This window comes from Pseudomonas sp. MEJ086 (assembly GCF_030209025.1).
Taxonomy (GTDB): Bacteria; Pseudomonadota; Gammaproteobacteria; order Pseudomonadales; family Pseudomonadaceae; genus Aquipseudomonas; species Aquipseudomonas fulva_A.
Window position 1 is genome coordinate 30,036 of record NZ_JARVSV010000043.1, and the last position, 26,662, is coordinate 56,697.

28 protein-coding genes are annotated in these 26,662 nt (G+C 62.8%); 15 read left to right on the forward strand and 13 right to left on the reverse strand.

Annotated features, from left to right (window positions below):
* The first annotated feature begins 1 nt into the window (after nucleotide 1).
* From lepB to pdxJ, 6 genes are all read left to right on the forward strand, one after another.
* Nucleotides 2-856: a signal peptidase I gene (lepB, locus tag QRN22_RS24070; protein ID WP_042555039.1), complete on the forward strand. Its 855-nt coding sequence runs from the start codon at nucleotides 2-4 to the stop codon at nucleotides 854-856.
* Nucleotides 857-963: 107 nt separating this feature from the next.
* Nucleotides 964-1,341 (forward strand): DUF4845 domain-containing protein, encoded by a 378-nt coding sequence (locus QRN22_RS24075; RefSeq protein WP_042555038.1) that lies wholly within the window; start codon nucleotides 964-966, stop codon nucleotides 1,339-1,341.
* Nucleotides 1,338-2,027 carry a ribonuclease III gene (rnc, locus tag QRN22_RS24080; RefSeq protein ID WP_042555037.1) on the forward strand — a complete coding sequence of 230 codons (690 nt, stop codon included), beginning with the start codon at nucleotides 1,338-1,340 and terminating at the stop codon, nucleotides 2,025-2,027. Before QRN22_RS24075 ends, rnc begins: the two co-directional genes overlap by 4 nt.
* Nucleotides 2,020-2,922, forward strand: a complete 903-nt coding sequence (era, locus tag QRN22_RS24085; protein ID WP_042555036.1) for a GTPase Era — start codon at nucleotides 2,020-2,022, stop codon at nucleotides 2,920-2,922. The genes rnc and era overlap by 8 nt, the downstream gene beginning before the upstream one ends.
* Nucleotides 2,923-2,970: 48 nt before the next feature.
* A complete protein-coding gene (recO, locus tag QRN22_RS24090; protein WP_042555035.1) occupies nucleotides 2,971-3,669 on the forward strand; it encodes a DNA repair protein RecO in 699 nt (232 codons plus the stop codon).
* Entirely contained in the window at nucleotides 3,662-4,405 is a 744-nt protein-coding gene (gene pdxJ, locus QRN22_RS24095; protein WP_042555034.1) for a pyridoxine 5'-phosphate synthase, read from the forward strand. Before recO ends, pdxJ begins: the two co-directional genes overlap by 8 nt.
* A gap of 7 nt (nucleotides 4,406-4,412) precedes the next feature.
* On the opposite strand, the gene QRN22_RS24100 is transcribed toward pdxJ, so the two are convergent.
* The gene (locus QRN22_RS24100) at nucleotides 4,413-5,315 is read right to left on the reverse strand and encodes a LysR substrate-binding domain-containing protein (protein ID WP_042555033.1); all 903 of its coding nucleotides are present in this window, start codon (nucleotides 5,313-5,315) and stop codon (nucleotides 4,413-4,415) included.
* Nucleotides 5,316-5,442: 127 nt separating this feature from the next.
* On the opposite strand from QRN22_RS24100, the gene QRN22_RS24105 reads away from it, so the two are divergent.
* On the forward strand, nucleotides 5,443-5,718 hold the full coding sequence (locus QRN22_RS24105; RefSeq protein ID WP_052493827.1) for a hypothetical protein: 276 nt from the start codon (nucleotides 5,443-5,445) through the stop codon (nucleotides 5,716-5,718).
* An 8-nt stretch (nucleotides 5,719-5,726) separates the two neighbouring features.
* Here QRN22_RS24105 and cmoB read toward each other — a convergent pair whose 3' ends face one another.
* The 5 genes from cmoB to QRN22_RS24130 all read right to left on the reverse strand — a co-directional run bounded on the left by cmoB (nucleotide 5,727) and on the right by QRN22_RS24130 (nucleotide 9,261).
* Entirely contained in the window at nucleotides 5,727-6,695 is a 969-nt protein-coding gene (cmoB, locus tag QRN22_RS24110) for a tRNA 5-methoxyuridine(34)/uridine 5-oxyacetic acid(34) synthase CmoB (RefSeq protein ID WP_042555032.1), read from the reverse strand.
* On the reverse strand, nucleotides 6,692-7,468 hold the full coding sequence (gene cmoA, locus QRN22_RS24115; RefSeq protein ID WP_179537590.1) for a carboxy-S-adenosyl-L-methionine synthase CmoA: 777 nt from the start codon (nucleotides 7,466-7,468) through the stop codon (nucleotides 6,692-6,694). The genes cmoB and cmoA overlap by 4 nt, the downstream gene beginning before the upstream one ends.
* A gap of 150 nt (nucleotides 7,469-7,618) precedes the next feature.
* A complete protein-coding gene (locus QRN22_RS24120) occupies nucleotides 7,619-8,011 on the reverse strand; it encodes a protease inhibitor I42 family protein (protein ID WP_042555031.1) in 393 nt (130 codons plus the stop codon).
* 82 nt (nucleotides 8,012-8,093) lie between these two features.
* Entirely contained in the window at nucleotides 8,094-8,423 is a 330-nt protein-coding gene (locus tag QRN22_RS24125; protein ID WP_042555030.1) for a DHCW motif cupin fold protein, read from the reverse strand.
* 52 nt (nucleotides 8,424-8,475) lie between these two features.
* Entirely contained in the window at nucleotides 8,476-9,261 is a 786-nt protein-coding gene (locus QRN22_RS24130; RefSeq protein WP_042555029.1) for a helix-turn-helix transcriptional regulator, read from the reverse strand.
* 164 nt (nucleotides 9,262-9,425) lie between these two features.
* Here QRN22_RS24130 and QRN22_RS24135 point away from each other — a divergent pair, with 164 nt between their 5' ends.
* Entirely contained in the window at nucleotides 9,426-10,244 is an 819-nt protein-coding gene (locus tag QRN22_RS24135) for a carbon-nitrogen hydrolase family protein (RefSeq protein WP_042555028.1), read from the forward strand.
* Nucleotides 10,245-10,351: 107 nt separating this feature from the next.
* Nucleotides 10,352-11,674, forward strand: coding sequence for an APC family permease (locus QRN22_RS24140; RefSeq protein ID WP_042555027.1), 1,323 nt, complete (start codon nucleotides 10,352-10,354; stop codon nucleotides 11,672-11,674).
* Between the two features lie 4 nt (nucleotides 11,675-11,678).
* Here QRN22_RS24140 and metR read toward each other — a convergent pair whose 3' ends face one another.
* Entirely contained in the window at nucleotides 11,679-12,599 is a 921-nt protein-coding gene (gene metR / locus QRN22_RS24145; RefSeq protein ID WP_042555026.1) for a transcriptional regulator MetR, read from the reverse strand.
* Between the two features lie 210 nt (nucleotides 12,600-12,809).
* Here metR and QRN22_RS24150 point away from each other — a divergent pair, with 210 nt between their 5' ends.
* Entirely contained in the window at nucleotides 12,810-13,799 is a 990-nt protein-coding gene (locus tag QRN22_RS24150) for an alpha/beta fold hydrolase (protein ID WP_042555025.1), read from the forward strand.
* Here the strand turns inward: QRN22_RS24150 and glpD are convergent.
* The 4 genes from glpD to QRN22_RS24170 form a co-directional block, all read right to left on the reverse strand.
* Complete coding sequence (glpD, locus tag QRN22_RS24155; protein WP_042555024.1) at nucleotides 13,723-15,324, reverse strand: glycerol-3-phosphate dehydrogenase; 1,602 nt, start codon at nucleotides 15,322-15,324, stop codon at nucleotides 13,723-13,725. The two genes, QRN22_RS24150 and glpD, sit on opposite strands and share 77 nt — an antisense overlap.
* Before the next feature lie 282 nt (nucleotides 15,325-15,606).
* Nucleotides 15,607-16,362: a DeoR/GlpR family transcriptional regulator gene (locus tag QRN22_RS24160; RefSeq protein ID WP_042555023.1), complete on the reverse strand. Its 756-nt coding sequence runs from the start codon at nucleotides 16,360-16,362 to the stop codon at nucleotides 15,607-15,609.
* Between the two features lie 95 nt (nucleotides 16,363-16,457).
* Complete coding sequence (gene glpK / locus QRN22_RS24165; protein WP_042555022.1) at nucleotides 16,458-17,960, reverse strand: glycerol kinase GlpK; 1,503 nt, start codon at nucleotides 17,958-17,960, stop codon at nucleotides 16,458-16,460.
* Nucleotides 17,961-18,036: 76 nt separating this feature from the next.
* A complete protein-coding gene (locus QRN22_RS24170; protein WP_042555021.1) occupies nucleotides 18,037-18,882 on the reverse strand; it encodes an MIP/aquaporin family protein in 846 nt (281 codons plus the stop codon).
* 367 nt (nucleotides 18,883-19,249) lie between these two features.
* Here QRN22_RS24170 and ybaK point away from each other — a divergent pair, with 367 nt between their 5' ends.
* The 3 genes from ybaK (at nucleotide 19,250) to QRN22_RS24185 (ending at nucleotide 21,548) form a co-directional block, all read left to right on the forward strand.
* Nucleotides 19,250-19,717: a Cys-tRNA(Pro) deacylase gene (ybaK, locus tag QRN22_RS24175; protein WP_042555020.1), complete on the forward strand. Its 468-nt coding sequence runs from the start codon at nucleotides 19,250-19,252 to the stop codon at nucleotides 19,715-19,717.
* 169 nt (nucleotides 19,718-19,886) lie between these two features.
* On the forward strand, nucleotides 19,887-20,663 hold the full coding sequence (locus QRN22_RS24180; RefSeq protein ID WP_042555019.1) for a substrate-binding periplasmic protein: 777 nt from the start codon (nucleotides 19,887-19,889) through the stop codon (nucleotides 20,661-20,663).
* A 99-nt stretch (nucleotides 20,664-20,762) separates the two neighbouring features.
* Complete coding sequence (locus QRN22_RS24185; RefSeq protein WP_042555018.1) at nucleotides 20,763-21,548, forward strand: PhzF family phenazine biosynthesis protein; 786 nt, start codon at nucleotides 20,763-20,765, stop codon at nucleotides 21,546-21,548.
* Here the strand turns inward: QRN22_RS24185 and QRN22_RS24190 are convergent.
* Nucleotides 21,545-22,621 carry an ABC transporter ATP-binding protein gene (locus QRN22_RS24190; RefSeq protein ID WP_042555017.1) on the reverse strand — a complete coding sequence of 359 codons (1,077 nt, stop codon included), beginning with the start codon at nucleotides 22,619-22,621 and terminating at the stop codon, nucleotides 21,545-21,547. The genes QRN22_RS24185 and QRN22_RS24190 overlap by 4 nt on opposite strands.
* Nucleotides 22,618-23,538 carry an ornithine carbamoyltransferase gene (gene argF / locus QRN22_RS24195; protein WP_042555016.1) on the reverse strand — a complete coding sequence of 307 codons (921 nt, stop codon included), beginning with the start codon at nucleotides 23,536-23,538 and terminating at the stop codon, nucleotides 22,618-22,620. The genes QRN22_RS24190 and argF overlap by 4 nt, the downstream gene beginning before the upstream one ends.
* Nucleotides 23,539-23,828: 290 nt before the next feature.
* Here argF and QRN22_RS24200 point away from each other — a divergent pair, with 290 nt between their 5' ends.
* Together QRN22_RS24200 and grxD are read left to right on the forward strand one after the other, a co-directional pair.
* Nucleotides 23,829-25,937, forward strand: a complete 2,109-nt coding sequence (locus tag QRN22_RS24200) for a molybdopterin-dependent oxidoreductase (protein WP_042555015.1) — start codon at nucleotides 23,829-23,831, stop codon at nucleotides 25,935-25,937.
* A 112-nt stretch (nucleotides 25,938-26,049) separates the two neighbouring features.
* The gene (gene grxD / locus QRN22_RS24205; protein ID WP_042555014.1) at nucleotides 26,050-26,376 is read left to right on the forward strand and encodes a Grx4 family monothiol glutaredoxin; all 327 of its coding nucleotides are present in this window, start codon (nucleotides 26,050-26,052) and stop codon (nucleotides 26,374-26,376) included.
* The last annotated feature ends 286 nt before the right edge of the window (nucleotides 26,377-26,662 follow it).

A 26,662-nucleotide genomic window follows, 5' to 3' on the forward strand; every position in this document is an offset into this window, starting at 1 on the left:
TATGTCATTTAATTTTCCGCTGTTGCTGGTCATCGCCGTCGCCGTGTGCGGCGCTCTGGCTCTGTTCGATCTGGTCTTTCTGGCGCCCCGGCGTCGCGCGGCGATCGCCAGCTATCAGGGCAAGGTCGAGCAAGCCGACGAGGCAGTGGTCGAGAAACTCAACAAGGAGCCGTTGCTGGTCGAATACGGCAAGTCGTTCTTTCCGGTACTGGCCATCGTGCTGGTGCTGCGCTCCTTCTTGGTCGAGCCGTTTCAGATCCCGTCCGGCTCGATGATTCCGACCCTCGAGGTCGGCGATTTCATCCTGGTCAACAAGTTCGCCTACGGCATTCGCCTGCCGGTGCTGGACACCAAGGTGATCGAAGTGGGTGACCCGCAGCGCGGCGACGTCATGGTGTTCCGCTATCCGAGCGACCCCAACGTCAACTACATCAAGCGCGTGATCGGTCTACCGGGCGATCATGTGCGCTATAGCAGCGAGAAACGCCTGTTCGTCAATGGCAAGCCGGTCGCCGAGCAACTGATCGGCGAAGAGCCGGGCAGCCTGGGCAGCGCCACGCTGTACAGCGAGCATCTGGGTGAAGTGGAACACCGCATCCGCAAGGAAATGAGCCGCTACCGTGCCGAGCCAGGCAAGGAGTGGACGATTCCCGAGGGGCACTACTTCATGATGGGCGACAACCGCGACAACTCCAACGACAGCCGCTACTGGAACGACCCGAGCATTCCCAAGGATGTACTGGGCATGGTTCCGGATCGCAACATCGTCGGCAAGGCGTTCGCCATCTGGATGAGCTGGCCGGATCCGAAGTTCAAGAGTCTGCCGAACTTCTCCCGCGTTGGGCTCATTCACTGATCTGATGAAAATTTGCGGCGCTGTTCAATACGGCGCCGCCAGCTATCTATAGTCTTCTCATGCGCCTGACGCGCATGACTGGAACTATCTAGATATTGGGGAAGAACATGAAATTCGCACGCTCGCAGCAAGGTCTGTCGATTGTGAGTTGGCTGGTTGTGCTCGCTGTGGTGGCGTTTCTCGCCAGCACTGCGTTCAAGGTGGTTCCGCACTACCTCGACTACATGTCGATGGAAAAGATCATCACCTCGGTGGAAACCGACAAGTTGCAGGACGTCAGAACCGTGGGTGATTTCTATGCCCACGTCAGCCGCGGCATGACGGTCAACAGTATTCGTGACCTGAACCCGCAGGACGTCCTCAAGGTGACAATCGTCAACAATGAGTTTCTCGCCCACCTGAAGTATGAAAAACGCGAATCGCTGATCGAGAACATCGATCTGGTGGTTAATTTCGATAAAGAATTCCGTGTGCGAATGCCGTGAGTGTTTCGTTGACCCGCCTCGAGCGCCAGCTCGGGCATAGCTTCAAGGACCAGGATCTGATGATCCTGGCGCTGACCCACCGTAGTTTCGCCGGTCGCAATAACGAGCGTCTGGAGTTCCTCGGTGATGCAATCCTCAATTTCGTTGCCGGTGAAGCGCTCTACGAGCGTTTCCCCCAGGCCCGTGAAGGGCAGCTTTCGCGGCTGCGTGCGCGTCTGGTGAAGGGCGAGACCCTGGCCATACTGGCCCGTGGTTTCGACCTGGGCGAATACCTGCGTCTGGGCTCCGGTGAGCTGAAGAGTGGTGGCTTCCGCCGCGACTCCATCCTCGCCGACGCGCTCGAGGCCCTGATCGGTGCCATTTATCTGGATGCCGGCATGGACGTTGCCCGCGAGCGCGTACTGGCCTGGTTGACCAACGAGCTGGATGGCCTGACCCTGGTCGACACCAACAAGGACCCCAAGACGCGTCTGCAGGAATTCCTGCAGTCACGTGCCTGCGAGCTGCCGCGTTACGAGGTGGTCGACATTCAGGGCGAGCCCCATTGCCGGACATTCGTGGTCGAATGTCAGGTCAATCTACTCAATGACAAGACCCTGGGCCAAGGTGCCAGCCGCCGTATTGCCGAACAGGTAGCGGCGACGGCAGCGCTGATCGCTCTGGGTGTGGAGAACGGCAATGACTGATTCGCCTGTAACACGCTGTGGCTACGTCGCCATCGTCGGCCGGCCCAACGTGGGCAAGTCGACCTTGCTCAATCACATCCTCGGTCAGAAGCTGGCGATTACCTCGCGCAAGCCGCAGACCACTCGCCACAACATGCTCGGCATCAAGACCGAGGGTGACGTACAGGCCATCTACGTCGACACGCCCGGCCTGCACAAGAACAACGAGAAAGCGCTCAACCGCTACATGAACAAGAACGCCTCGTCGGCCCTCAAGGACGTCGACGTGGTGATCTTCGTGGTCGACCGCACGCGCTGGACCGATGAAGACCAGATGGTGCTCGAGCGCATCCAGTACGTCGAGGGCCCGGTGATCCTGGCGGTCAACAAGACCGACCGCCTGGATGACAAGGCCGATCTGATGCCGCACCTGAAGTGGCTGGCCGAGCAGTTGCCGAATGCCGAAATCGTGCCGGTATCCGCGCAGCAGGGGCACAACCTGGATTCCCTGGAAAAGCTCGTCGGTGATCGTCTGCCAGAAGGCGTGCACTTCTTTCCGGAAGACCAGATCACCGATCGCTCCGGGCGCTTCTTCGCTGCCGAGCTGGTACGCGAGAAGATCATGCGCCAGCTGGGCGCCGAGCTGCCTTACCAGATCACCGTGGAAATCGAAGAGTTCAAGCGCGAGGGACGGATCATGCACATCCATGCGCTGATTCTGGTCGAGCGTGACGGGCAGAAGAAAATCATCATTGGCGAGAAGGGCGAGCGCATCAAGCGCATCGGCCAGGAAGCACGCAAGGACATGGAGTCGATGTTCGACACCAAGGTCATGCTCAATCTCTGGGTCAAGGTCAAAAGCGGCTGGTCCGACGACGAGCGTGCGCTGCGTTCCCTGGGCTACGACAATATCTGACCCGGCATCCGCCGCCTCGCGGCTGGCACCGACAGCGAGTGATTCAGCATGCTTGCGCTCAGCCAGCCCGCCTATGTCCTGCACAGCCGTGCGTACCGTGAAAGCAGTGCGCTGGTCGACTTCCTCACGCCCCAGGGACGTTTGCGTGCCGTATTGCGCGGTGCGCGGGGCAAGGCCGGCAGTCTGGCCAGGCCGTTCATACCTCTGGAACTGGAAACCCGTGGCCGCGGTGAGCTGAAGAACGTCGGCCGTCTGGAGGCGGCGGGTATTCCCAATCTGCTCTCGGGCGATGCGCTGTTCAGCGGCCTGTATCTGAACGAACTGCTGATCCGCGTGCTGCCGGCCGAGGACCCCCATCCGATCATTTTCGAGCAGTACGCCCTGACCGTTCTGGCACTGGCCCAGGGGCGCGCGCTGGAGCCGCTGTTGCGCGCCTTCGAATGGCGCCTGCTGGACGAACTCGGCTATGGTTTCGCCCTCGACAGCGATATACAGGGCGATCCCGTGGTCGCCACCGGGCTGTATCGACTGCAATCCGACAGTGGTCTGCTGCCAATCGGCCATTGGCAGCCTGGCGCCTTCCTCGGCAGCGAGCTGCTGGCCATGGCCGAGGCGGACTGGACCGCACCGGGTGCGTTGGCAGCTGCCAAGCGCCTGATGCGCCAGGCGCTGGCCCCTCATCTGGGCGGTCGACCTCTGGTCAGCCGCGAATTGTTCATGACGCTCAAGGAGCCGACCCGTGACTGAAGCCAATCGTGTTTTGCTGGGCGTGAATATCGACCACGTCGCTACGCTGCGCCAGGCGCGCGGTACGCGCTATCCCGACCCCGTCAAGGCGGCGCTGGACGCCGAGGAGGCCGGTGCCGATGGCATCACCGTGCACTTGCGCGAGGATCGTCGGCACATTCAGGAGCGCGATGTGCGCCTGCTCAAGGACGTGTTGCAGACACGCATGAACTTCGAGATGGGCGTGACCGACTTCATGCTCGATTTCGCTGAAGAAATCCGTCCCGAGCACGTCTGTCTGGTGCCGGAAACCCGGCAGGAACTGACGACCGAAGGTGGTCTGGACGTGGCCGGCCAGGAGGCGCGAATCGCCGCAGCGGTGCAGCGCCTGGCTGCCGCTGGTAGTGAAGTTTCGCTGTTCATCGACGCCGATCCGCGGCAGATCGAGGCGAGCAAGCGCGTCGGCGCTCCGGCCATCGAGCTGCACACCGGGCGCTATGCCGATGCGCATGATCCGCAGCAGGCCGCTGCCGAGCTGCAGCGTATTCGTGAGGGTGTTGCGCTGGGCGTTTCGCTGGGGCTGGTCGTCAATGCCGGTCATGGTCTGCACTACCACAATGTCGAGCCGGTGGCGGCGATCCCCGGCATCAACGAACTGAACATCGGCCATGCTCTGGTCAGCCATGCCCTGTTCGTTGGCTTCAAGGATGCGGTGCGGGAAATGAAACAACTGATCGAGAGTGCCGCAGCACGCTAGTGGCGCGTTAGCGGCCTGCTCCGTAGGCCACTGCCACCTGTGCCGCCAGTGCTTCGGCAGCCGCGCCACGGTTGCTGCCGCGCAGCAGTTTGATGTGATAGTCGCCCAGCGGTGGCAGCCCATGCTCCTGTTGAGAGAGGCGGCGCAGCGGGGGTTTGACCAGGCTGGCCGGGAAGGCTGCGATGGCCAGGTCGGCAAGCAGCGCCGCTTCCTGGCCAGCGCACTGCTCGCTGGAGTAGGCGATGCGGTAGCTGCGCCCCAGCCTGTCGAGGCCGTCCATGGCTGCACGTCGCCAGGCGCAGCCGCGGCTGGCGACGGCCAGGGGTAGAGGGTTGCGCTTGACCGCCAGCCCGCCATCACGGCCTGCCCACACCAGCGATTCGCTGCAGATGATCTCCCCTCGGGAGTCGTCGGCATCGCCGTTGCCGGTGTTCAGCAAGGTAAGGTCCAGCTCTCCGGCATCCAGACGCTCGATCAGCTCGCAGCTGCGACCTACCGATACATCGACCTGAACTGCGGGGTGGCTGAGGGCGAACTGCGATAGCAGGTCGGGGAGGGCGCCTACGCCGATGTCGAATGGCGTGCCGAAACGCACGGTGCCCGCCAGGTTCGGAACCAGAAAGTGCGATACCGCCTCCTCGTTGAGCTTGAGCAGACGCCGCGCGTAGCCGAGCAGAATCTCGCCATCCGCGGTCAGCCGCACGCGGCGGCTTTCGCGGAGAAACAGCGTGCGCCCGAGGGTTTCCTCCAGGCGCTTGATCTGCTGACTGACAGCCGCCGTGGTACGGAATACCTGGGCGGCGGTGCGGGTAAAGCTGCCGCTTTCGGCGATGCCGACGAACGTCTTCAGCACGTCGCTTTCCAGTAGTGGCAGTGCGGCGGGCAGGTCGGTGAGCAGCGTGTTGTTCATAAGGTCGTTAATATTTTCTTAATCGGTCATTAGGTATTACTCGTTTGTCTTAACGTTAGGCGCAACTCAATCTGTCAGCAAGCGGTCACCGATATCCGGTGACCTCAGGCTGTCGAGGAGAGTTGTCATGACGTCGAACGAGCGGCATGTCGCCAATACCCAGCGCACCCCCCAGGCAAGGTCGTCGGGCCTTGTCGCCAATGAGCTGATCCAGTGGCTGGGCGACTGGTATTTCGCCTGGTGCTGGAGGCGCAAGATGCGCCGCCTGCTGAGGCTCGAAAGCGTCGGGCAGGTGCGCTTGGGGAGTGCCCAGGAGCGAGTCAGCGCAGGGGCGCAAATGCCCCTCGCGACGATCGCCGCGCGGCAGGCCGAATGGCGCCGCAAGGGTGATGTGGCTGGCTGACGCTGCTGTCAGGGTTTGCGCGCGACCAGCACGGCGCGGCGCGGGGCCGGTAGACCTTCGATGGTGCGGCGATGGTCCAGCGGGTCGAGGAACTCGGGCAGCGACTGGTAGCGCATCCACTCGGTGCTGCGCTGTTCCTCGATCGAGGTGACGCTGACGTCCACGCAACGCACGTCGACGAAGCCGGCGCGGCGCAGCCACAGTTCCAGCGCCGGTACCGAGGGCAGGAACCATACGTTGCGCATCTGCGCGTAACGGTCTTCGGGAACCAGCACCTGATAAGCATCGCCTTCCACCACCAGCGTCTCCAGTACCAGTTCGCCGCCCTTGAGCAGGCAATCCTTGAGTTCCAGCAGGTGATCGATGGGCGAGCGCCGGTGGTACAGCACGCCCATGGAGAACACGGTGTCGAAGCCCTGCAGCTTTGCTGGCAGTTCTTCGATGCCCAGGGGCAGATGCCAGGCTGGCATCTCTGGCAGGTAATTTTTCATGGCCAGGAACTGGCAGAGAAACAGCCAGTTGGGGTCGATGCCGACCACGCTCCGGGCGCCATCGCCGAGCATCCGCCACATGTAGTAGCCATTGCCGCAGCCGACGTCGAGTACGCGTTTGCCGGTCAGGTCCAGATGCGGGGATACCCGCTGCCACTTCCAGTCGGAACGCCATTCGGTATCCACGTGCACGCCGAACAGGTGAAAGGGGCCCTTGCGCCAGGGGATCAGGCCACGCAGGGCAGTATCCAGGGCTACACGAGTGGTCTCGTCGCGCGCACCGTCGAGCCTGAAATCCCCGCTCAGGTCGATTTGCCCGATGTCCAGTGCCGGCAGCGCTTCGACAGCGGCGTACCAACGCTGCAGGTCACCATGACCGATGGCCAGTTTGGCGTCGATCTGCCCCGGCAGGTCGGCGCTCCATTCCTGCAAGGGAGTGCCGGCGAGTTGTGCCTGCAGGGCATCGAGATCCATACGGCGCATCATGGCAAGGCCACCATGGAGGCGAAGTTCAGGCACTGGAACCAGGGCACCACCTTGCTGAAACCGGCTGCCAATAGCCGCTCGCGGTGTTGCTCGAGGCTGTCAGGCAGCATGACGTTTTCGATGGCGCTGCGCTTCTGGGCGATTTCCAGTTCGCTGTAACCATTGGCGCGTTTGAACGCGATATGCAGGTCGGTGAGCAGCGCATGTTGCTGGTCGTCTTCGAAGCGCAGCTTTTCCGACAGGATCAGTGCGCCGCCAGGCAGCAACGCCTGGCGGATACGGGCCAGTAGCGGCTGGCGCTGAGCCGGCTCGATGAACTGCAAGGTGAAGTTCAGCGCGACCAGTGAGGTCGCCTGGAAGTCCATGGCGAGAATATCGGCCTCCATGACCTCGACCGGCAGAAGCTCCTGAAACATCGAATCCTGAGCGTGCAGGTACTCGCGGCAGCGTTCGACCATGGCGCTGGAGTTGTCCACGGCGACCACCCGGCAGTCTTCCAGCTGAACGTGACGGCGCAGCGCCTGGGTCACGGCGCCCAGCGAGCTGCCCAGGTCGTAGAGCACGCTGTGCGGCTGGGCGAACTGACCGGCCAGCACGCCGATGTTCTCGACGATGGTCGGGTAACCGGGCACCGAGCGCTTGATCATGTCCGGGAACACACGGGCCACGTCTTCGTTGAAGACGAAGTCCGGCACCTGGTCCAGTGGCTGGGCGAAAAGTTGGTCGGGCTGTCTGGTCACGGTCGGTCTGCGCGGCGCTGGAAAGCCGCGCATTTTAGCCAAGTCCGGCGATTAGCCAAACCTTGTCGGCGGCATTCGTCGGATCGCTGCCGTAGGCGCGCGCTCGCCGGTGATCGACTACAGCACTGCGACGGCCATTTTCGTAGCCTGGGCATCGCGCCGCGCTCCCCAGGCTGCGGCTTCCTAGCGAACGCTAACCCGGCAGTCGAAGGTGTCGGCCGGTTCGGCGCTGGCATCCCAGGGCTGCACATAGGTCAGCAGCAGTTGTGCTTCACCGCTTTCGGTCGCCTGGAAGCGCCAGGTGGAGTGACCGTCGCCGCCAACCAGGTCGGAGTTCTCAGCCGCGCTGTAGACTTCCGGGCCGAGGCTCTTGAGGACGCTGGCAGCATTCTCGCGGACCACCCAGCGATACCCGGTGGTGGGGTTGCTCGGCAGCGTGAGGATCATCTGCTGGCCGGCGTGCAGGTCGAGCGGGCATTGCCTCTGTTCCTGCACGGTAACGCTTCTGGACTGGCTCGCGCAGGCACTCAGCAAGGCGACTGCCGCAACGAGCGGCAGGCTGTGGGCAAAGGTCATCGGGGGCTCCGGTGGCTGGGAAACGCTCTTCAGCATAGCCGCTGCCGCGCGGCCTGTAACCCGTGCCGGCGAGCGAACAGGGTCAGTCGACGATGAACAGCCGCGCGCCGCTGCTCGTCGAGCTACGGTGCGCTTCCGCCTGATCGGCGACCTGATAGCTCATGCCAGCGGTCATCACGAAGCGGCGGCCATCCTCCAGCTCGGTGTGCAGCTCGCCCTCGAGGCACAGCAGGATATGGCCCTTGCTGCACCAGTGATCGGCCAGGTAACCGGGCGAATAGTCGACCATACGCACCCGCAACGTGCCGAACTGGCGAGTTCGCCAGTGGGCCACGCCGGTTTCTCCGGGATGCTCGGTGGCGTCCACCTGGCTCCAGTCGGTAATGCCAAAAGGGATGTCGGCGATGTTCATGAGCGTTTCCTGGCGTGTACTGAATCGTGGCGCGGTTGTGGAGGCTATGACGTCAGTCCTGCTGGGCCTGGAGGAACAGGGCGAACAGCTCGGATTGCGACTTTATCCCCAGTTTGGCGTAGATGTGCTTGCGGTGCACCTTGACCGTTTCCGTCGAAATCGACAGCTTGCGGGCGATCTCCTTGCCCGAGCAGCCACTGAGCATCAGCCGGGCGACATCCAGCTCCCGCGCCGTCAGGGTGTTTTCCATCCAGTGCCCGGCGCTGCCCTGAGGTCGCGGGCGAGCCGGGCCGTGCGTGCTGTTGCCCAGCAAGTCCTGATCGAAGGCCAGGCGCTGGCGCATCAGGCCGCTTACCCAGGGTTGCACCAGGCCAAGCAGGGCGAGGTTCTCGGGGCTGAAACGGTGGCGCGCACCCAGCGACAGGCACAAGGTTCGGCCATCCTGCAGCGGAACGTTGAACTGCACTTCGTCGACCACCACGTTGAGGCGGAAATAGCGTTGGTAGTAGTCGGTTCGCTCGAAGCGTTCCGGTGCCACGTCAGCCAGGTGCAGCAGGCCGCCCACGGCGCGTTCGCGGCTGTCGATGTAGAACGGGTCGAGCTGGTAGAGGCCCTTGAGGTAATCCAGGAACAGCGTATCGGGGCCACCATCCAGCCCGGGGCACTCGGCGAGAACCTGGGGGCGTGCGTCGCTGAAGATCAGCACCACCCAGCTGTCGAACGCGACGTACTGCTCCAGCACGCGCACCAGCGCCGTCCAGAAGGCGGGGCGATCCAGCCCCTCGATGAGCTTGCCAACCGACTGGTGCCAGGCGATGTGCTGCAACGAAAGTCCCACTTCCTACCCCCAATGGGTTAACCCGCCCGCGTGATTACCGGCGCCGATCCTTGCCGCCATACTCGGGGTACGGCATTGGCAGTTCACCGACCTGCCAGGCAAGGAAATACCCGGTCGATTCTGACGCTTTTTATCGGCCCGGGACAAAACAACAGGATATCGAGATGAAGATCGAACTCGTACAAATGCGCGGCCGTGATGGCGACACCGCCTACAACCTGAGTCGCGCTCTACAGGCTATCGATGACAGCGCCGAGGGTACCGATCTGCTGGTTTTCTCGGAAACTCATCTGATGGGCTTTCCGACAGCGCTGAACATCGCCGAACTGGCCGAGCCAGTCGATGGCCCGACGATTCAGGCCGTGCAGCAGGCGGTTCGCGAGCGCAATGTCTCGGTGGCCATCGGCATGGCGGAAAACGATGCGGGGGTGTTCTACAACACCACGTTGCTGATCACCCCGGCGGGGATCGCCATGCGCTACCGCAAGACCCACCTGTGGTCCTCCGACCGCGGCATCTTCACGCCGGGTGACCGCTACGTGACGGTGCCCTGGCAGGGAATCCGGATCGGCATTCTGATCTGTTTCGACATCGAGTTTCCGGAAAGCGCCCGGGCGCTGGCGCAGCTCGGTGCCGACCTGATCATCGTCACCAACGGCAACATGGATCCCTACGGTCCCACCCACCGCACGGCGATCATGGCGCGCGCCATGGAAAACCAGGCATTCGCGGTGATGGTCAATCGCGTAGGCAGCGGCGATGGCGATCTGGTCTTCGCTGGCGGCAGCAGTGCGGTCGATCCGTTCGGCCAGTTGCTGTGCGAGGCGGGTCGCGAAGAGTGCCGGCAGATCGTCGAGCTCGACTTCGATCAGCGGCAGGCTGCCTGCAGCGATTACCGCTACCTCGAGGAGCGGCGTCTGATCCTGCCCGGTGAGCGAATCGACTACCCGGACGGGCGCCGAGAACTGCTGATTCCACGTTAAGACGGAGGCCAACCTCCGCGTTGCCGCCGGGCCCAGCGCCCGGTGAGCGCTGCTGTGTTCGCCGACTTCGGCTCTGCCATAAAAATCATAATCTCGGAGTAGCAGTAATGGCCAATCTCAAACGTACCCTGTCACTGGGTTCGGTGGTGCTGTTCGGCATCGCCTACATGACCCCGATCATCGTGCTCGGTACCTTCGGCATTCTTGCCGACGTGACCAGTGGGCAAGTGCCCGCCGCCTACCTGGCCGCGACACTGGCCATGCTGTTCACCGCGCTGAGCTACGCGAAAATGGCCGCGGCCTTTCCCGTGGCCGGCTCCGCCTACACCTACGTGCGCAAGTCGATCAACGCCAAGCTGGGCTTTCTCGCCGGCTGGGCGGTGCTGCTCGATTATCTGTTTCTGCCCATGGCCATCTGGCTGATCGGCGCAGCCTACCTGGGGTCGGCGTTTCCCGAGGTGCCGCAGGCCATCTGGGTGCTGGGCTTCATCGTGGTGACGTCACTGATCAACGTGGTGGGCCTGCAACTGGCCAAGACGGTCAACGGCCTGCTGATGGTGGTGCAGCTTCTGGTGCTGGTGGCCTTCGTTGCCCTGTGCGTGCATTACGTGGCGGGGGACGGCAGCAAACCGCTGTGGAGCCTGAAGCCGTTCTTCGACGGCAGTTTCAGCCTGCCGCTGGTGATGGGCGGCGCTGCCATCGCCTGTTATTCGTTTCTCGGCTTCGATGCGGTCAGCACGCTGACCGAGGAAACCCGCGATCCGCAGAAGACCATTCCCAGAGCGATTCTGCTGATTACCCTGTTCGGCGGGCTGATCTTCATCGTCACCTCCTACTTCGTGCAGCTCGCTCACCCTGGCGCCGTGTTCACCAGTACCGATTCCGCCGCCTATGAAATCGCCCGCAACATCGGCGGCGATCTGTTCGTGTCGATATTCCTGATCGGCCTGATCGTCGGCCAATTCACCTCGGGCCTGTCGGCTCAGGCCAGTGCCTCGCGTCTGCTGTTCGCCATGGGCCGTGACGGCGTGCTGCCCAAGCGCCTGTTCGGTACCCTGAGCAAACGCTTCGGAACGCCGCTGGGAAGCATCCTGCTGTGCGCGGTGGTGGCCTTGCTGGCGCTGAAACTGGACGTGACCACCTCGACCTCGTTCATCAACTTCGGTGCTTTCCTGGCGTTCTCGCTGGTCAACCTGTCGGTCATCTTTCACTACTGGATCGGCGGCGCCCGGCGCGGTGCCAGGGCGCTGCTGCAGTACCTGCTGTTTCCACTGCTCGGCATGTTCGCCACGCTGTGGCTGATGATCAGCCTGGATCACCTGGCGATCACCCTTGGCCTGTGCTGGCTGGCACTGGGCGTCGCCTACCTGGCCTGGCTGACCGCAGGCTTTCGGCGCCAGCCGCCGGAGATGCAGTTCGACGCTGCCTGAGTCATCACTGCCGAGCGACGCTCACCCCTTCGAGGTTGGCGAAGGAGGTGTCCTTGGCGGTGAGCAGGAAGTCACGCATGAAGGGGGCGTCGAGCATGTCCGTGCGGATGCCCGCGTAAAGCGTGGCGAACAGTCCCTTGTCGCCCAGGCGCTTGGCGGTCACGTAGCCACGCGAGCTGTACTCGTGCAGCGCCCAGTTGGGCAGGCCGCAGACGCCACGGCCGCTGGCCACCAGTTGCATCATCATCACCGTCAGTTCCGAGGTGCGCACCTGGGCGGGCTCGATATCGGCGGGCTCGAGAAAGCGGGTGAAGATATCCAGTCGATCCCGTTCCACCGGGTAGGTGATCAGGGTTTCCTTGATCAGGTCTTCGGGGCGGATGAAAGGCCGGTTGGCCAGTGCGTGCTGGTTGGCCACCGCCAGCATCGCCTCATAGGTGAACAGCGGCACGTAGGTGATGCCTGACAGCTCCAGCGGGTCGGAGGTCACTACCAGGTCGAGGTCGCCGCGGGCCAGGGCGGGCAGTGGCGCGAAGGAGAACCCCGAAGCCAGATCCAGCTCCACTTCGGGCCATGCATCGCGAAACTGATCGATGGTCGGCATCAGCCACTGGAAGCAGCTGTGGCATTCGATCGCCATGTGCAGACGACCCGCAGTGCCGCCGGCAAGCCGAGCCAGATCGCGTTCGGCACTGCGCAGCAGGGGCAGCACGTTATCGCACAGTTGCAGCAGGCGCAGGCCGGCGCTGGTGAACCGCACCGGTTTGGTCTTGCGCACGAAAAGCTGCATGCCCAGGCGCTCCTCCAGCTCCTTGAACTGGTGCGACAGTGCGGACTGCGTCAGGTGCAGGCGTTCGGCGGCCTCGACCAGGCTGTCGGTCTCGCGCAGCGCGTGGAGGGTTTTCAAATGGCGGATTTCGAGCATGGCAGGCCTGCGAGATATTCAACTGATCGCTTGGGAAGATGAGCGACTTTCATGAAGGCAGTGTCCCTCAGGGCTGGCTCGCTGTCGAGTCATTCATCGATCACCCCGCCTGGCGGATTTCATCAAACTGTCACCATTGTGTGGCAGCGCGCTTTTGCCAATCACTGCGACACTTCTCGGCTATCCGGTTTCTCGCTTATGGAATGAATGATGCGCGTCGTGGTTTTTCTGGCTGCCTTGCTATGCAGCCTGTCGTCCCTGGCGACTGAAGCATGCAAGGTCGGTTCGGACATCGAGCGCGTATCGCTGGGCGAGGTGAGCCTGGCTTACCAGAGCATCGGGCGCAGTGGCGACCCGGCGCTGCTGTTGGTCATGGGCCTGGGTGGGCAACTGATCCACTGGCCGGATGACGTGGTCGAGCAGTTGTGCGAACAAGGCTTTCGGGTCATTCGCTTCGACAACCGCGATGTGGGCCTGAGCCGCTGGAACGCCGAGGTGCCAACCGCCAACCTTGCCTATGAAGTGTTGCGCTATCGCCTCGGGCTCTCCGTCGGCGCGCCTTACGGACTGCGTGACATGGCTGGCGATGCGCTGGGCCTGATGGATGCGTTGGGCATTCGTCAGTTTCATCTGCTCGGCGCGAGCATGGGCGGCATGATCGCTCAGCATGTGGCCGATATGGCGCCGCAGCGGGTGCGTAGCCTGACCCTGGTGATGACCAGCTCCGGCGCCCAGGGATTGCCGGCGCCCAGCCCGGCACTGTTGCGGTTGTTGTCGCGACGCGATGCACCCAGTCGTGAGGCGGCACTGGAACAGCAGGCCGATCTGCTGGCTGCGCTGGGCAGCCCGACAGTCGTGGATGATCGCGCGATGTTGTTGCACCAGGCCGAGGTCGCCTACGACCGTGCCTTCAATCCCGCCGGGGTGGAGCGGCAGTTGCTGGCGATTCTCGCCGAAAGCAGCCGAGTCGATCTGCTCAATCGGCTGCAGGTGCCGACTCTGGTGGTGCACGGCACCGCCGATCCACTGCTGCCGGTCATGCACGGTGTGCACGTGGCGGCGCATGTGCGCGGTAGCGAGCTGCGGCTGATCCCCGGGCTCGCTCACCGCTTTCAGGAGCGGTTCAAGGCGCCGTTGCTGGCGGCCGTACTGCCGCATCTGCAAGCTCACCGCCAAGATGTGCAACTGGTGCAGATGTAGCCACCGCCGCGGTATGCACTTCAGGGGTGATGTAGCGCTGCAGCCTGTTGCGCTGCGTCACAGACAGGAACAGGCCGAGCTTGCTGCGACGCCAGAGAACGTCGTCCACTTCCGTGGCCCACTCGTGCTGGCGCAGGTAATCCACCTCACGGGCGTACAGGCCATGGCCGAAATCTTCGCCCATCTGCTCCAGGCTCTCGACCTTGTCGAGCAGTTGCCAGGTGCGGCTGCCATAGCTGGCGGCCCAGCGGCGGGCCAAGGCGGTATCCAGCCAGCCATGACGCGCACAGAGTGCGTCGACCAGGCTTTGTCGGCTCTGCATCTGCTCGCCACCGGGCAGCGGTGCCTCGGCGGTCCAGCGGGCACCCAGATTGGGGAAGAAGGGCGCCAGTTGCGCCAGTGCCGACTCCGCCAGCTTGCGGTAGGTGGTCAGCTTGCCGCCGAACACCGACAGCAGCGGCGGTTCGTCACCCTGGGCCGACAACGACAGGGTGTAGTCGCGGGTGATGGCCGAAGGTTCGTCCGACTCGTCATCGCAGAGCGGGCGTACGCCAGCGTAGCTGTGCAGGATGTCTGCACGGCTGACCGACTTGCGGAAATGGGCGTTGACCACCTGCAGCAGGTAATCGGTTTCCTCGTCGCTGATGCTGACCGTGGCAGGATCGCCGGTGTATTCACGGTCGGTGGTGCCGATCAGGGTGAAGCGGTCGAGGTAGGGAATGGCGAACACGATACGGCGATCTTCGTTCTGCAGGATGTAGGCCTGCTCACCGTCGAACAGCTTTGGCACGATGATGTGGCTGCCCTGGATCAGTCGAATGCCGTAGGGCGATTGCTGCTTGAGGTCGTCACGAATGAAGCGCGCTACCCACGGACCGGCCGCGTTGACCAGCGCCTTGGCACGAATCGAGAACAGGCTGCCATCGGCACGCTCCAGGTGGATATGCCACAACCCCTTGCTGCGTCGTGCGCTGACGCAGCGCGTGTGCGTGTGTACATGGGCGCCATGTTCCCGTGCCGCCATGGCGTTGAGCACCACCAGCCTGGCGTCATCCACCCAGCAATCGGAATATTCGAAACCCTTGCTGATCTCCGCCTTGAGCGGGCTGCCTGCGCCGAAACTCACGCCACGGGAGCGCGGCAGGGCCTTGCGCTTGCCGAGGTTGTCGTACAGAAACAACCCGGCACGGATCAGCCAGGCAGGGCGCAGGTGCGGGCGGTGGGGCAGGATGAAGCGCATCGGGCTGACAATGTGTGGCGCCTTGGCCAGCAGCACTTCGCGTTCGGCCAGCGCTTCACGCACCAGACGGAATTCATGGTGCTCGAGGTAGCGCAGCCCTCCATGAATCAGCTTGCTGCTCGCCGAGGACGTATGCCGGGCGAGGTCGTCTTTCTCGCAAAGGAACACGGACAGGCCACGACCGGCCGCATCACAGGCGATGCCAGTACCGTTGATGCCACCGCCGACAACGGCGATATCGTAGATCTCGGACAGCGGGCTGGTGGACAAGCTGGATGTTGGCATCGTCAGGCCTCGTGTTGCTTTGGTATTTGAATTCGAACATCTGTGTTCGCTTTCGAAAATATTAGCGCATGAATAGACACGTATCCAGTGAGATTCGATTGAAAAAACTCATCGTCATACCCTGGAATGAAAATACGTGAACATTTCTACAGATAGCCGTAGCGGCGGAAGGTTCGCTCTACCTTGCTATGAAAGGCTGAAAAGGCGGGGGCACGCGGGCGATGGAAGGTAGGCATTCCATTGCCCGGGTGTGGAGGAGGGAGGCGCGATATCGAATGCGGGTCAGACCACTTCGAGGCGGATCTTGTGCTGGTCGAGTAGTTGAACGAGGGCCGGCACCGGTTGCTGGTCGGTCACCAGGCAGTCGATCAGGCTGATGGGTCCGAGGCGGATCATGGCGTTGCGCCCGAACTTGCTCGAGTCGGCAGCGAGGATCACCTTGCGGGCATTGGCGATGATCGCCTGGGAGACCCGTACTTCCTGATAGTCGAAGTCCAGCAGGCTGCCGTCTTCATCGATGCCGCTGATGCCTACCAGGGCGAAGTCGACCTTGAACTGGTTGATGAAGTCGACACTCGCCTGGCCCACCAAACCACCATCACGACGCACGTTGCCGCCGGTGAGCAGCACGTCGAAATCATCCTTGGCGCTGAGCATCGAGGCCACGTTGAGGTTGTTGGTGATGATCTTCAGGTGATTGTGATTGAGCAGGGCGCGAGCAATGGATTCGGTGGTGGTACCGATGTTGATGAACAGCGAGGCGTGATCGGGAATCTGCGCAGCCACGGCTTCGCCGATGCGTTGTTTCTCATGGCGCATCTGGTCGGCGCGCATGGCGTAAGCGGTGTTCTCGACACTGGAGTCGTAGGCGGCGCCGCCGTGGTAGCGACGCAGCAGGTTGGCATCGGCCAATTGGTTGATGTCGCGGCGGATGGTTTGTGGCGTGACGACGAACAGGGTGGCCAGCTCCTCGATGCTGACATAGCCGCGTTCGCGGATCAGATCGAGGATTTGCTGCTGACGGGGAGGCAGATTCATGGGGGATCCTTCGGGCTGCCGTGCAGAATTAACCCATGATGCCGCACGAATCTGCTCTCTGCCAGTTGCAGCCGGGCGCGACCCCGGCTTAGCGCTTATTTGGCTTCTTCATGGGGCTGCCAGTCGCGGGTGCGGTCGACGGCTTTCTTCCAGCCTGCATAGAGCGCTTCCTTCTCGGCCTCGGCCAGCTGTGGCTCGAACTCTCGCTCGATCACCGCCTTGCCACGCAGTTCGTCCAGGCTGCTCCAGAAGCCGGATGCCAGGCCCGCCAGGTAGGCAGCGCCCAGGGCCGTGGTCTCGCGCATTTCCGGGCGCTCCACCTGGGTGCCGAGGATGTCGGCCTGGAACTGCATGAGGAAGTTGTTGGCCACCGCGCCGCCGTCTACTCGCAGTGACTTCAGGCGTTCCCCCGAATCCTGTTGCATGGCGTCGAGCACATCGCGCGTCTGGTAGGCGATGGACTCCAGAGCGGCGCGGATGATGTGGTCGACCCGCACGCCACGGGTGAGGCCGAACAGTGCGCCGCGCGCATAGGGATCCCAGTAAGGAGCGCCCAGGCCGGTGAACGCCGGCACCAGGTACACGCCATTGCTGTCCTTGACCTTGTTGGCGAAGTACTCGGTGTCATAGGCGTCATTGACGACCTTGAGCTCGTCGCGCAGCCACTGGATGGTGGAGCCGCCGTTGAAGATCGCGCCTTCGAGGGCATACGTCACTTCGCCGCGAGGGCCGCAGGCAATGGTGGTGAGCATGCCGTGCTGGGATTTGACCGCCTTGTCGCCGGTGTTCATCAGCAGGAAGCAGCCTGTGCCGTAGGTGTTCTTGGCCTGCCCGGGTTCGACGCACATCTGGCCGAACAGCGCCGCCTGCTGATCGCCCGCGATACCGGCGATGGCGATGCCGCTCTTGGTGTGGCCGTAGATTTCCGAAGAGGACTTCACTTGCGGGAGCATTTCCCGTGGGATATCCAGCACCTCGAGCATCTTCGCATCCCACTCCAGGGTGTGGATGTTGAAGAGCATGGTGCGTGCGGCGTTGGTGTAGTCGGTGATGTGGACCTTGCCGCCGGTGAATTTCCAGATCAGCCAGCTATCGATGGTACCGAACAGCAGCTCGCCGTTGCGGGCGCGTTCGCGGCTGCCCTCGACATGGTCGAGAATCCACTTCAGTTTGGTGCCGGAGAAGTAGGGGTCGGTGACCAGGCCGGTGGTCTGCTGGATGTACTCTTCCAGGCCATCGCGCTTGAGCTGTTGGCAGATCTCGGTACTGCGACGGCATTGCCAAACCACGGCATTGTGGATAGGGCGGCCGGTATTCTTGTCCCAGACGACCGTGGTCTCACGCTGGTTGGTGATGCCGATCGCCGCTACCTGATCGTGATGAAGGCCTGCCTGGGCCAGCGCCTCGACCATCACCGCACTCTGCGTGGCGAAAATTTCCATGGGGTCGTGCTCGACCCAGCCGCTTTGCGGGTAGTGCTGGGTGAACTCGCGCTGGGCGATGCACACCACGTTGGCGTCGCGGTCGAAAATGATCGCGCGGGAGCTGGTCGTACCCTGATCGAGGGCAATGATGTAGTTCTTGTTGGTGTCGGTCATGTCGATTGCCTTGGACGGATGAACGGAGAGTGAAATGCCGCATGCTCGGGTCGAGCAGAGTCATGCGGCGTCGAATTCAGGAAGCTTTGACGTCGCGATTTGGCGACTGTTCTACTTGCGGCTCGATCGCACTGGGCAGGTGCCGAGCGATCATGCCGCGATAAACCGCTGCGCCGATGCAGGCGCCAAGAATCGGCGCGAAGATCGGGACCAGGAAGTACGGAATATCACGGCCGCCGGTCAGCGAGATTTCGCCCCAGCCGGTCAGGAAGGTCATCAGCTTGGGGCCGAAGTCGCGAGCCGGGTTCATCGCGAACCCGGTCAGCGGGCCCATGGCACTGCCGATCACGGCGATCAGCAGGCCGATCAGCAGCGGGGCCATCGGGCCACGCGGCAGGCCGTTGTTGTCATCGGTCAGGGACATGATCACGCCCATGAGGATGGCGGTGATCACCACTTCGACCATGAACGCCTGGCCGGTGGACAGCACGGGATTGGGGAAGGTAGAGAATACCGAAGCCAGTTCCAGGCTGGCCTGGGAGCCACGGACCATCTGGTTGGCCTGTTCGAATTCCAGGAACAGACCGCTGTAGAGGGTGTAGACCAGCAGGGCGCCACAGAAGGCACCGGCGATCTGGGCGAGGATGTAGAACGGCAGCTTGCCTTTCTCGAAGCCGGCGAACAGCCACAGCGCGATGCTCACGGCAGGGTTCAGGTGCGCACCGGAAACACCGGCGGTGAGGTAGATCGCCATGCTGACGCCTACGCCCCAGATGATGCTGATCTCCCAGAGCCCGAAGCTCGCGCCGGCGACTTTCAGGGCGGCGACGCAGCCGGTGCCGAAGAAGATGAGCAGTGCGGTGCCCAGGAACTCGGCCATGCATTGGCCCGAGAGCGATGGTTGTCGTAGAGCAGCTGTCATGATGAACCTCGATTTTTTGTTGTTGTATGACGCCGCTGCAAAGCAGCTTGGCGAGGCCTCCAGAGCGTCGCCGTTTGCAAGGTCGCCATGGCTGATGTGAGTGACGGTTGTTGCTACCGCAAATGTTCGTAATCGAAAAAAATATATACGGAGAACACGTATTGTCAAAAAGTGAACGTTAGAAGCAGCTCATTTTTTCGATATCAATCGTGTGCATAGTTCAATAGGTCAGCGCGGCGCGCGATAGGTTCCCTCACCAGAGAAGATTCGATAGCGGCTTTTCAAGACTGAAGCAGAGCCTTTTGCCCAGCGGCAGCGCTAGAATCGCTGCAACCTGCATCGCTGCTACCTTTTGCCTGGAGCTGTCATGACCCCCGCACTGGATCTGCTGAAAAAGGTTCGCGCCGAACATCGAATCCACAGTTATGAACACGATCCGAAGGCCGCGTCCTATGGTCTGGAGGCCGCGGAGAAGCTTGGTCTCGATCCCGCACAGGTGTTCAAGACGCTGCTGGCCAGCAGTGAAAAGGGCGAATTGCTGGTAGCCGTGGTGCCGGTGGTCGGCACCCTGGACCTGAAGGCCCTGGCCCAGGCCGCCGGGGTGAAGAAGGTCGACATGGCGGCAGTCGATGCCGCGCAGCGGGCAACCGGGTATCTGGTCGGCGGCATCAGCCCGCTGGGGCAGAAGAAGCGTCTGCGAACCTTCATCGACAGCAGTGCCCTGAACTTCCCCAGCATCCATGTCAGTGCCGGGCGCCGAGGCCTCGAGGTCGAGCTGAGTGCCGAGGTACTGGCGCAGCACACCCAGGCGCAGTTTGCCGCTATCGGTCGTTAGCCCGGCTCAGTGCCATCGGTCAGCGGCCATGCGTGGGCGAGCATTGCGCGTCCCTGTATGATCGGAGGCAGTTTGCATGATGCCGCTGATGTACGGGCTGGATGCAGGGCACGGGGAGCAGCGGCGGTAGGTCGCGCTGCGGAAACGGGAGCAGGAGGCTTGGCGGGTGATGAAAGGGTTTCGGTGGGTGGCGGGCAGTTTGTTGACGGCTGCGCTGCTGGGCAGTGCCTGCGTCAGGGCCGAAACCCTGGTCATGGAGGCGGACGTATGGTGTCCGGTGAACTGTGCCGAGGGCGCCGAGCGGCCTGGCATCTTCGTCGAGCTGGCCAGGGAGATCTTCGCCGAGGCGGGCATCGACGTGCAGTACCGCGTCACCAATTGGGCGCGTGCGGTGCAGGATGTGCGCAGTGGCCGCGTCAATGCGCTGGTCGGAGCCGGTCGTCGCGATGCCCCGGACTTCATCTTCGGCGATACCGCCCCGGGTATTTCCCGTAACTGTTTCTATGCCCGAGCCGACAGCACCTGGCGCTACAGTGGCCTGGCGTCCCTTGCGCAGATCCGCCTCGGGGTGATCAATGGCTACAGCTACGGTGAGGCGCTGGACGACTACATCCGCCGCAATCAGAGGAACCTGGACCGTCTGCAGCAGGCTGCGGGGGAGCAGGCGCTGGCGCTGAATATTCGCAAAGTCGAGCTGGGCCGGGTCGATGCCACGCTGGAAAACACCTGGGTGATGTCCCTGTATCTCGATCAGCACAAGAATGCCGACAATCTCATCGAGGTCGGTTGCCGGATGCCCGACGTACCCATCTATATCGCCTTTTCCCCGGTGCTGCCCTCCAGCACCCGCTACCGAGACATCTTCGATGACGGCGTACGCCGCTACCGCCAGGACGGCCGCCTGGATGCCCTGCTCAAACGTTACGGGATTCACTCGGAGCGTTGAGCGCTCACTGTTGCGGCGCTTTGGCGTCTCGCTGTATCGCAGCGCCCGGTACGGACGCGGGCATGCTGACCTTTTTCATTCGCTCACAGGAAATAACCCATGCCCCTCGAGTTTCATCAGGTCGATGCGTTCAGCGACAAGCCTTTCGCTGGCAATCCTGCGGTGGTCTATCGCCTGGACGGGTGGCTCGACGACTCACTGATGCAGCAGATCGCTGCCGAGCACAACCTGGCTGAAACCGCGTTCGTGGTGAAGGAGGGCGCTGCCTGGCGTATCCGCTGGTTCACGCCGACCACCGAGGCGGCCCTGTGCGGCCACGCGACGCTGGCCAGCGCCCACGTGCTGTTCGAGTGCTACGACGAACCGGCCGAGCGCATCGAGTTCCTCTATGCCGGTGGCGAGCTGGCCGTGAGCCGGGAAAAGGATCGTCTGGTGCTCGATTTTCCCTGCCATCGGCCAGTACCGATCGCCGTACCCGAGGGCTTGGCCGAGATGCTTGGGCAGGCACCGCTCGCCGTGCTGGACGCCCCGCAACTGTTGGTGCTGCTCGACTCGGAAGCCGCGGTGCGCGCTTGCCGCCCGGATCTGCGCGCGTTGAGCAACCTGCCCTGGGATGCCGTGATCATCAGCGCGGCCGGGGAGACGGTGGATTTCGTGTCACGCAACTTCGCACCGGCAGTGGGAATCGACGAGGATCCGGTGACCGGCTCTGCCCATTGCATCCTCACCCCTTACTGGGCACAGAAACTGGGCAAGCGTGAACTGACTGCCTATCAGGGCGGCGAGCGCGGTGGTTTTCTCTGGTGCTGTCTGGATGGGGAGCGGGTGAAGATCGCCGGCCATGCCCATCTGGTGAGCAGCGGCCGACTGCATTTCGACGGTTAGCCCAGCAAGGAAGGCGCCGCCACGCTACCTGCGGCGGCGAACGCCACCAGATGATCCGCCGCGATGCGAATCCCCACCTGCTCGCCGGGCTGGTGATCGGCATGGCTGGGGAACAGGGCTTCGAGCTGGCTACCGGTTGGCAACTGCAGGCGGTATAGCGTCGCCGCACCGAGGAAACTCTTGCCGACGACCAGTGCCTTGCGGGAGCTTGCCGGGTCATGGACGATATCGTCAGGGCGCAGCAGCACGTCCACGGCACTGCCGAGTGGCCATGCATAGGCACGATTGCCGCGGATGGTGCCCAGTTCGGTCTGTACCTCATCCGGCGCCAGCAACTGGCCGCGAATGAAGTAACCCTGACCGATGAAGCTGGCGACGAACGGGGTCTGCGGTTCGTGGTAGAGATTGAACGGCGTGTCCCACTGCTCCAGATGCCCAGCCTTGAACACCCCGACCTGATCACTGACGGCGAAGGCTTCTTCCTGATCGTGCGTCACCAGAATCGCGCTGGTACCGCGGGTCTTGAGGATGTCGCGCACTTCATGGCTGAGGCGCCGGCGCAACTCGCCATCGAGGTTCGAGAACGGCTCGTCGAGCAGCAGCAGTTGCGGGTTGGTGGCGAGTGCTCGAGCCAGTGCCACGCGCTGTTGCTGCCCCCCGGACAGCTCATGGGGGTGACGCTTGCCCAGATGATCGAGCTTCACCAGCTCCAGCAACTCACGGGTGATCTGCTCGCAGTCGGGCTGCTTGCGGATGCCGAAGGCAACGTTCTGCGCCACGCTCAGGTGCGGAAACAGGGCGTAGTCCTGAAACACCATGCCGATGCGACGCTTTTCCGGTGCGAGGGTGAGGCCTGGGCTGGAGATCACTTCGCCAGTCAGGCGGATTTCACCTTCGAGCACCGGTTCGAAACCGGCAATGGCCCGCAGGGTGGTGGTCTTGCCGCAGCCGGACGGGCCGAGCAGGCAGCCGATATCACCCGGGTTCAGGTGCAGGTTGAGATTCTGCACGATGCGCTGCTCACCGTAGCCGCAACCCAGGTTACGCAGGCTCAACAGCATGGGCTGGCTCATGCGTGGTGGTACGCCGGCTCGACCAGGAATTCGAGCAGCGCCTTCTGCGCGTGCAGGCGGTTTTCTGCCTGATCCCAGGCGGCCGAGCGGGGGTCGTCGAGCAGGTCCTCACTGATTTCCTCGCCACGGTGGGCGGGCAGGCAGTGCAGGAACAGCACGTTCTCGTCGGCAGCGTCGAGCAGGGCACGGTTCACCTGATAGGGCGCGAACAGCTTGTGGCGCTCGGCGATTTCCTCTTCCTGGCCCATGGAGGCCCAAACGTCGGTGCTCACCAGGTGAACGCCGGCCACGGCCTCACGCGGGTCGCGGAAGATCTTCACGCGCTCGCCGGCTTCGGCCAACAGTGCGGCGTCAGGCTCGTACCCTTGCGGGCAGGCGACGTGCAGGTTGAAGTCGAACTGGATGGCCGCTTCTATATAGGAGTTGCACATGTTGTTGCCGTCGCCGATCCAGGCTGCGGTCTTGCCGACGATGCTGCCGCGCTGCTCATGGAAGGTCTGCATATCGGCCAGCAGCTGACACGGGTGCAGATCGTCCGACAGGCCGTTGATCACCGGTACCCGGGAGTTGGCGGCGAACTCGGTCAGGGTGCTGTGGGCGAAAGTTCGGATCATCACCGCATCGAGCATGCGCGACATGACGATGGCCGAGTCGCTGATCGGTTCGCCACGGCCCAGTTGGGTATCGCGGGGCGACAGGAAGATGGCCTGGCCGCCGAGCTGGATCATGCCGGCTTCGAAAGACAGGCGGGTACGGGTCGAGGCTTTCTCGAAGATCATGCCCAGTACGCGATTCTTCAGCGGTTCGAACAGTACGCCGCTGTTGCGCAAGCCTTTCAGCTCCATGCCGCGTCGGATCAGGCCCACCAGTTCATCCGGTGTGCAGTCCTTCAGCGAGAGAAAGTGTCTTGCGCTCATCGTTAACTACCTTTTGACAACAGGGCGCAGGTTCGTTTTTTCACGGAAAAACGGGAGAACCTGCGGCTGGGGGCCGCACAGTGCGACGAAACGGGGAAGCCGCCGATCTTATAAGTAAATGACGCCTACGCGCAAATCCGCCCAGATTGCCAAGTGTAACGCCCTGAAAGGCTGGCCAGAGCCGCCGGATGCATGGCCCTGATGGTCGGGGATTCACGACGAATAGGCAGCTGGTGTGCTGACCCCGAGGCGCCCATGATGATCGCCTGAACAAGAAGACGAGGCTGGCCATGACCACGACCCTCCACCACCGTGCGTGCCATTTGTGCGAGGCCATCTGCGGCCTGACCCTGGAAGTCGAGCGCGGCGCCGACGGTGAGCCGCAGATACGTTCCATCAAGGGGGATCGTGATGATCCGTTCAGCCGCGGCCATATTTGCCCCAAGGCCGTTGCGCTGCAGGACATCCAGAACGATCCCGATCGCCTGCGCCAGCCGATGCGGCGTATCGGCGATCGCTGGGAGGCGATCGGCTGGGACGAAGCCTTCACCCTGGCGGCAGAGCGTCTGGCTGCGGTGCAGGCTGCATACGGGCAGAGTGCGGTAGCCGTCTATCAGGGCAACCCCAGCGTGCATAATTACGGGCTGATGACCCACAGCAATTACTTTCTCGGCCTGCTCAAGACCCGCAATCGTTATTCCGCCACGTCGGTGGACCAACTGCCGCATCACCTGACCAGCCACCTGATGTACGGCCATGGTTTTCTGATCCCCGTGCCGGATATCGACCACACCGATTTCATGCTGATCCTCGGCGGCAACCCGCTGGCCTCCAATGGCAGCATCATGACCGTCCCCGACGTGGAGAAGCGCCTGAAGGCGATCCAGGCGCGTGGCGGCCGACTGGTAGTGGTCGATCCGCGACGCAGCGAGACCGCTGCCATCGCCGATCAACATCTGTTCGTTCGCCCCGGGCAGGATGCCGCGTTGCTGCTGGCGATGCTCAGCACCCTGTTCGAGGAACGGCTGTGCCGAGCCAGTCACTTGCAGGTTGCCGGCCTCGATGACGTGGAGCGGACCGTGCTGCCCTTCACCGCCGAGTTGATGGCGGCGCGGTGTGGTATTCCGGCTTCGGCCATACGCCAGTTGGCACGGGATTTCGCGGCAGCGGATAGGGCGGTGTGCTATGGCCGCATGGGCGTATCCACCCAGGCATTCGGCACGCTGTGTCAGTGGCTGGTGCAGGTGATCAATCTGGTGACCGGCAACCTCGACCGGGTGGGTGGGGTGCTGTGCACCGAGCCGGCGGTCGATCTGGTCGGTGCGACGTCCGGCGGGCATTTCGATCGTTGGCAAAGCAGGGTTTCCGGTTTGCCCGAGTATGGCGGCGAGTTGCCGGTCAGTGCTCTGGCCGAGGAAATGCTCACTGCCGGGGACGGCCAGGTGCGCGCGTTGATTACCGTCGCAGGCAATCCGGTGCTGTCGACGCCCAATGGGCGGCAGCTGGAGCAGGGGCTCGAAGGCCTGGACTTCATGCTCAGCGTAGATCTTTACATCAACGAAACCACCCGCCATGCCGACCTGATCCTGCCATCCACCGCGCCGCTGGAGCACGACCATTACGACACCACCTTCAATCTGTTCGCGGTGCGCAACGTCACCCGTTTCAATGAGGCGGTGCTGCCGAAGCCGGAAGGCGCGCTGGACGACTGGGAGATTTTCGTCGGCCTGGCCAAGGCCTTCGCCGCGCAGACCGGCGTCGCGCTGAAACCCACGCAGACACCTCAGCAGATGATCGACCTGGGGCTGCGTTTCGGCGCCTATGGTGACCAGTCGCCACTCAAGCTTTCGCTGCAGACCTTGCGGCAACACCCCCATGGCCTGGATATCGGCCCGCTTGGCCCGAACCTGGCAGCACGTCTGAAAACAACGGATGGCCGTGTCCAGGCCGCGCCGGCGCTGTTGCTCGGCGATGTACAGCGTTTCGCCACGCAAGCGGCAGTCGATCCCGGGCAGTTGCTGCTGATCGGCCGCCGGCATGTGCGCAGCAACAACTCATGGATGCACAACTATCACCGGCTGGTGAAGGGCAAGCCGCGTCACCAATTGTTGATGAGCGTCCAGGACATGCAGCAGCGCGGGCTCAGCGATGGCCAGCGTGTCAGCGTCAGCTCGCGGGTCGGCGTGGTCGAGGTCGAAGTGCTCGGCAGTGAAGAGATGATGCCGGGCGTGGTCAGCTTGCCGCATGGCTGGGGGCATGGGCGGCCCGGTGTGCAGATGAGCATCGCCAGCGCCACGCCGGGTGCCAGCGCCAATGACCTGACCGATGAACGTCAGCTTGATCGGCTGTCGGGCAACGCGGTACTCAATGGGGTTCCGGTGCAGGTGGTCGCGGCCTGAGAGCTACCTGGTTCGCGTATGCAGCATGGCCGAGCATTGCGCTCGGCTTTTGGTTACAATGCGTGCACCGTATCGACCCGTGAGTCGGATAGTCCAGTTCTGAGGTGCCCCCATGGAAATCATCGAAACGATCAAAGAGCAGATCGCCAGCAACACCGTTCTGCTGTACATGAAAGGCGCTCCGAACGCGCCACAGTGCGGCTTCTCTGCCCGCGCTGCGCAGGCTCTGATGGGCTGCGGCGAAAAATTCGCCTACGTCGACATCCTGCAGAACCCGGAAATTCGCACCAATCTGCCGAAGTACGCCAACTGGCCGACCTTCCCGCAACTGTGGGTCGGTGGTGAACTGGTCGGCGGCAGCGACATCATCAGCGAGATGTACGAAAAGGGTGAGCTGCAGACCCTGATCAAGGATGCCGTGCAGAAAGCCGGCGCCTGATCGTCTGACGATCCCGAAATCCGCAGCCAGCGATGGCTGCGGATTTTTTTTGCCTGCATGAAAGTCAGGCGGCAGGCCGTGGCTTAACCAGCGTTCGATTTGGTGGGCTAAAGCCCACCCTACCGCTCGCGCGCGCACATGGCGTCCTCACCGCAGGACTGGGGTAGGGTGGGCTTCAGCCCACCAACGGGATTGAGCTGCCCGCCTGCGGCCTGACGATAGCGGCGGATTTTTTGCCTGCACGAAGGTCGCGCGGCAGGCGGTGGCTTAACCAGGGTTCGATTTG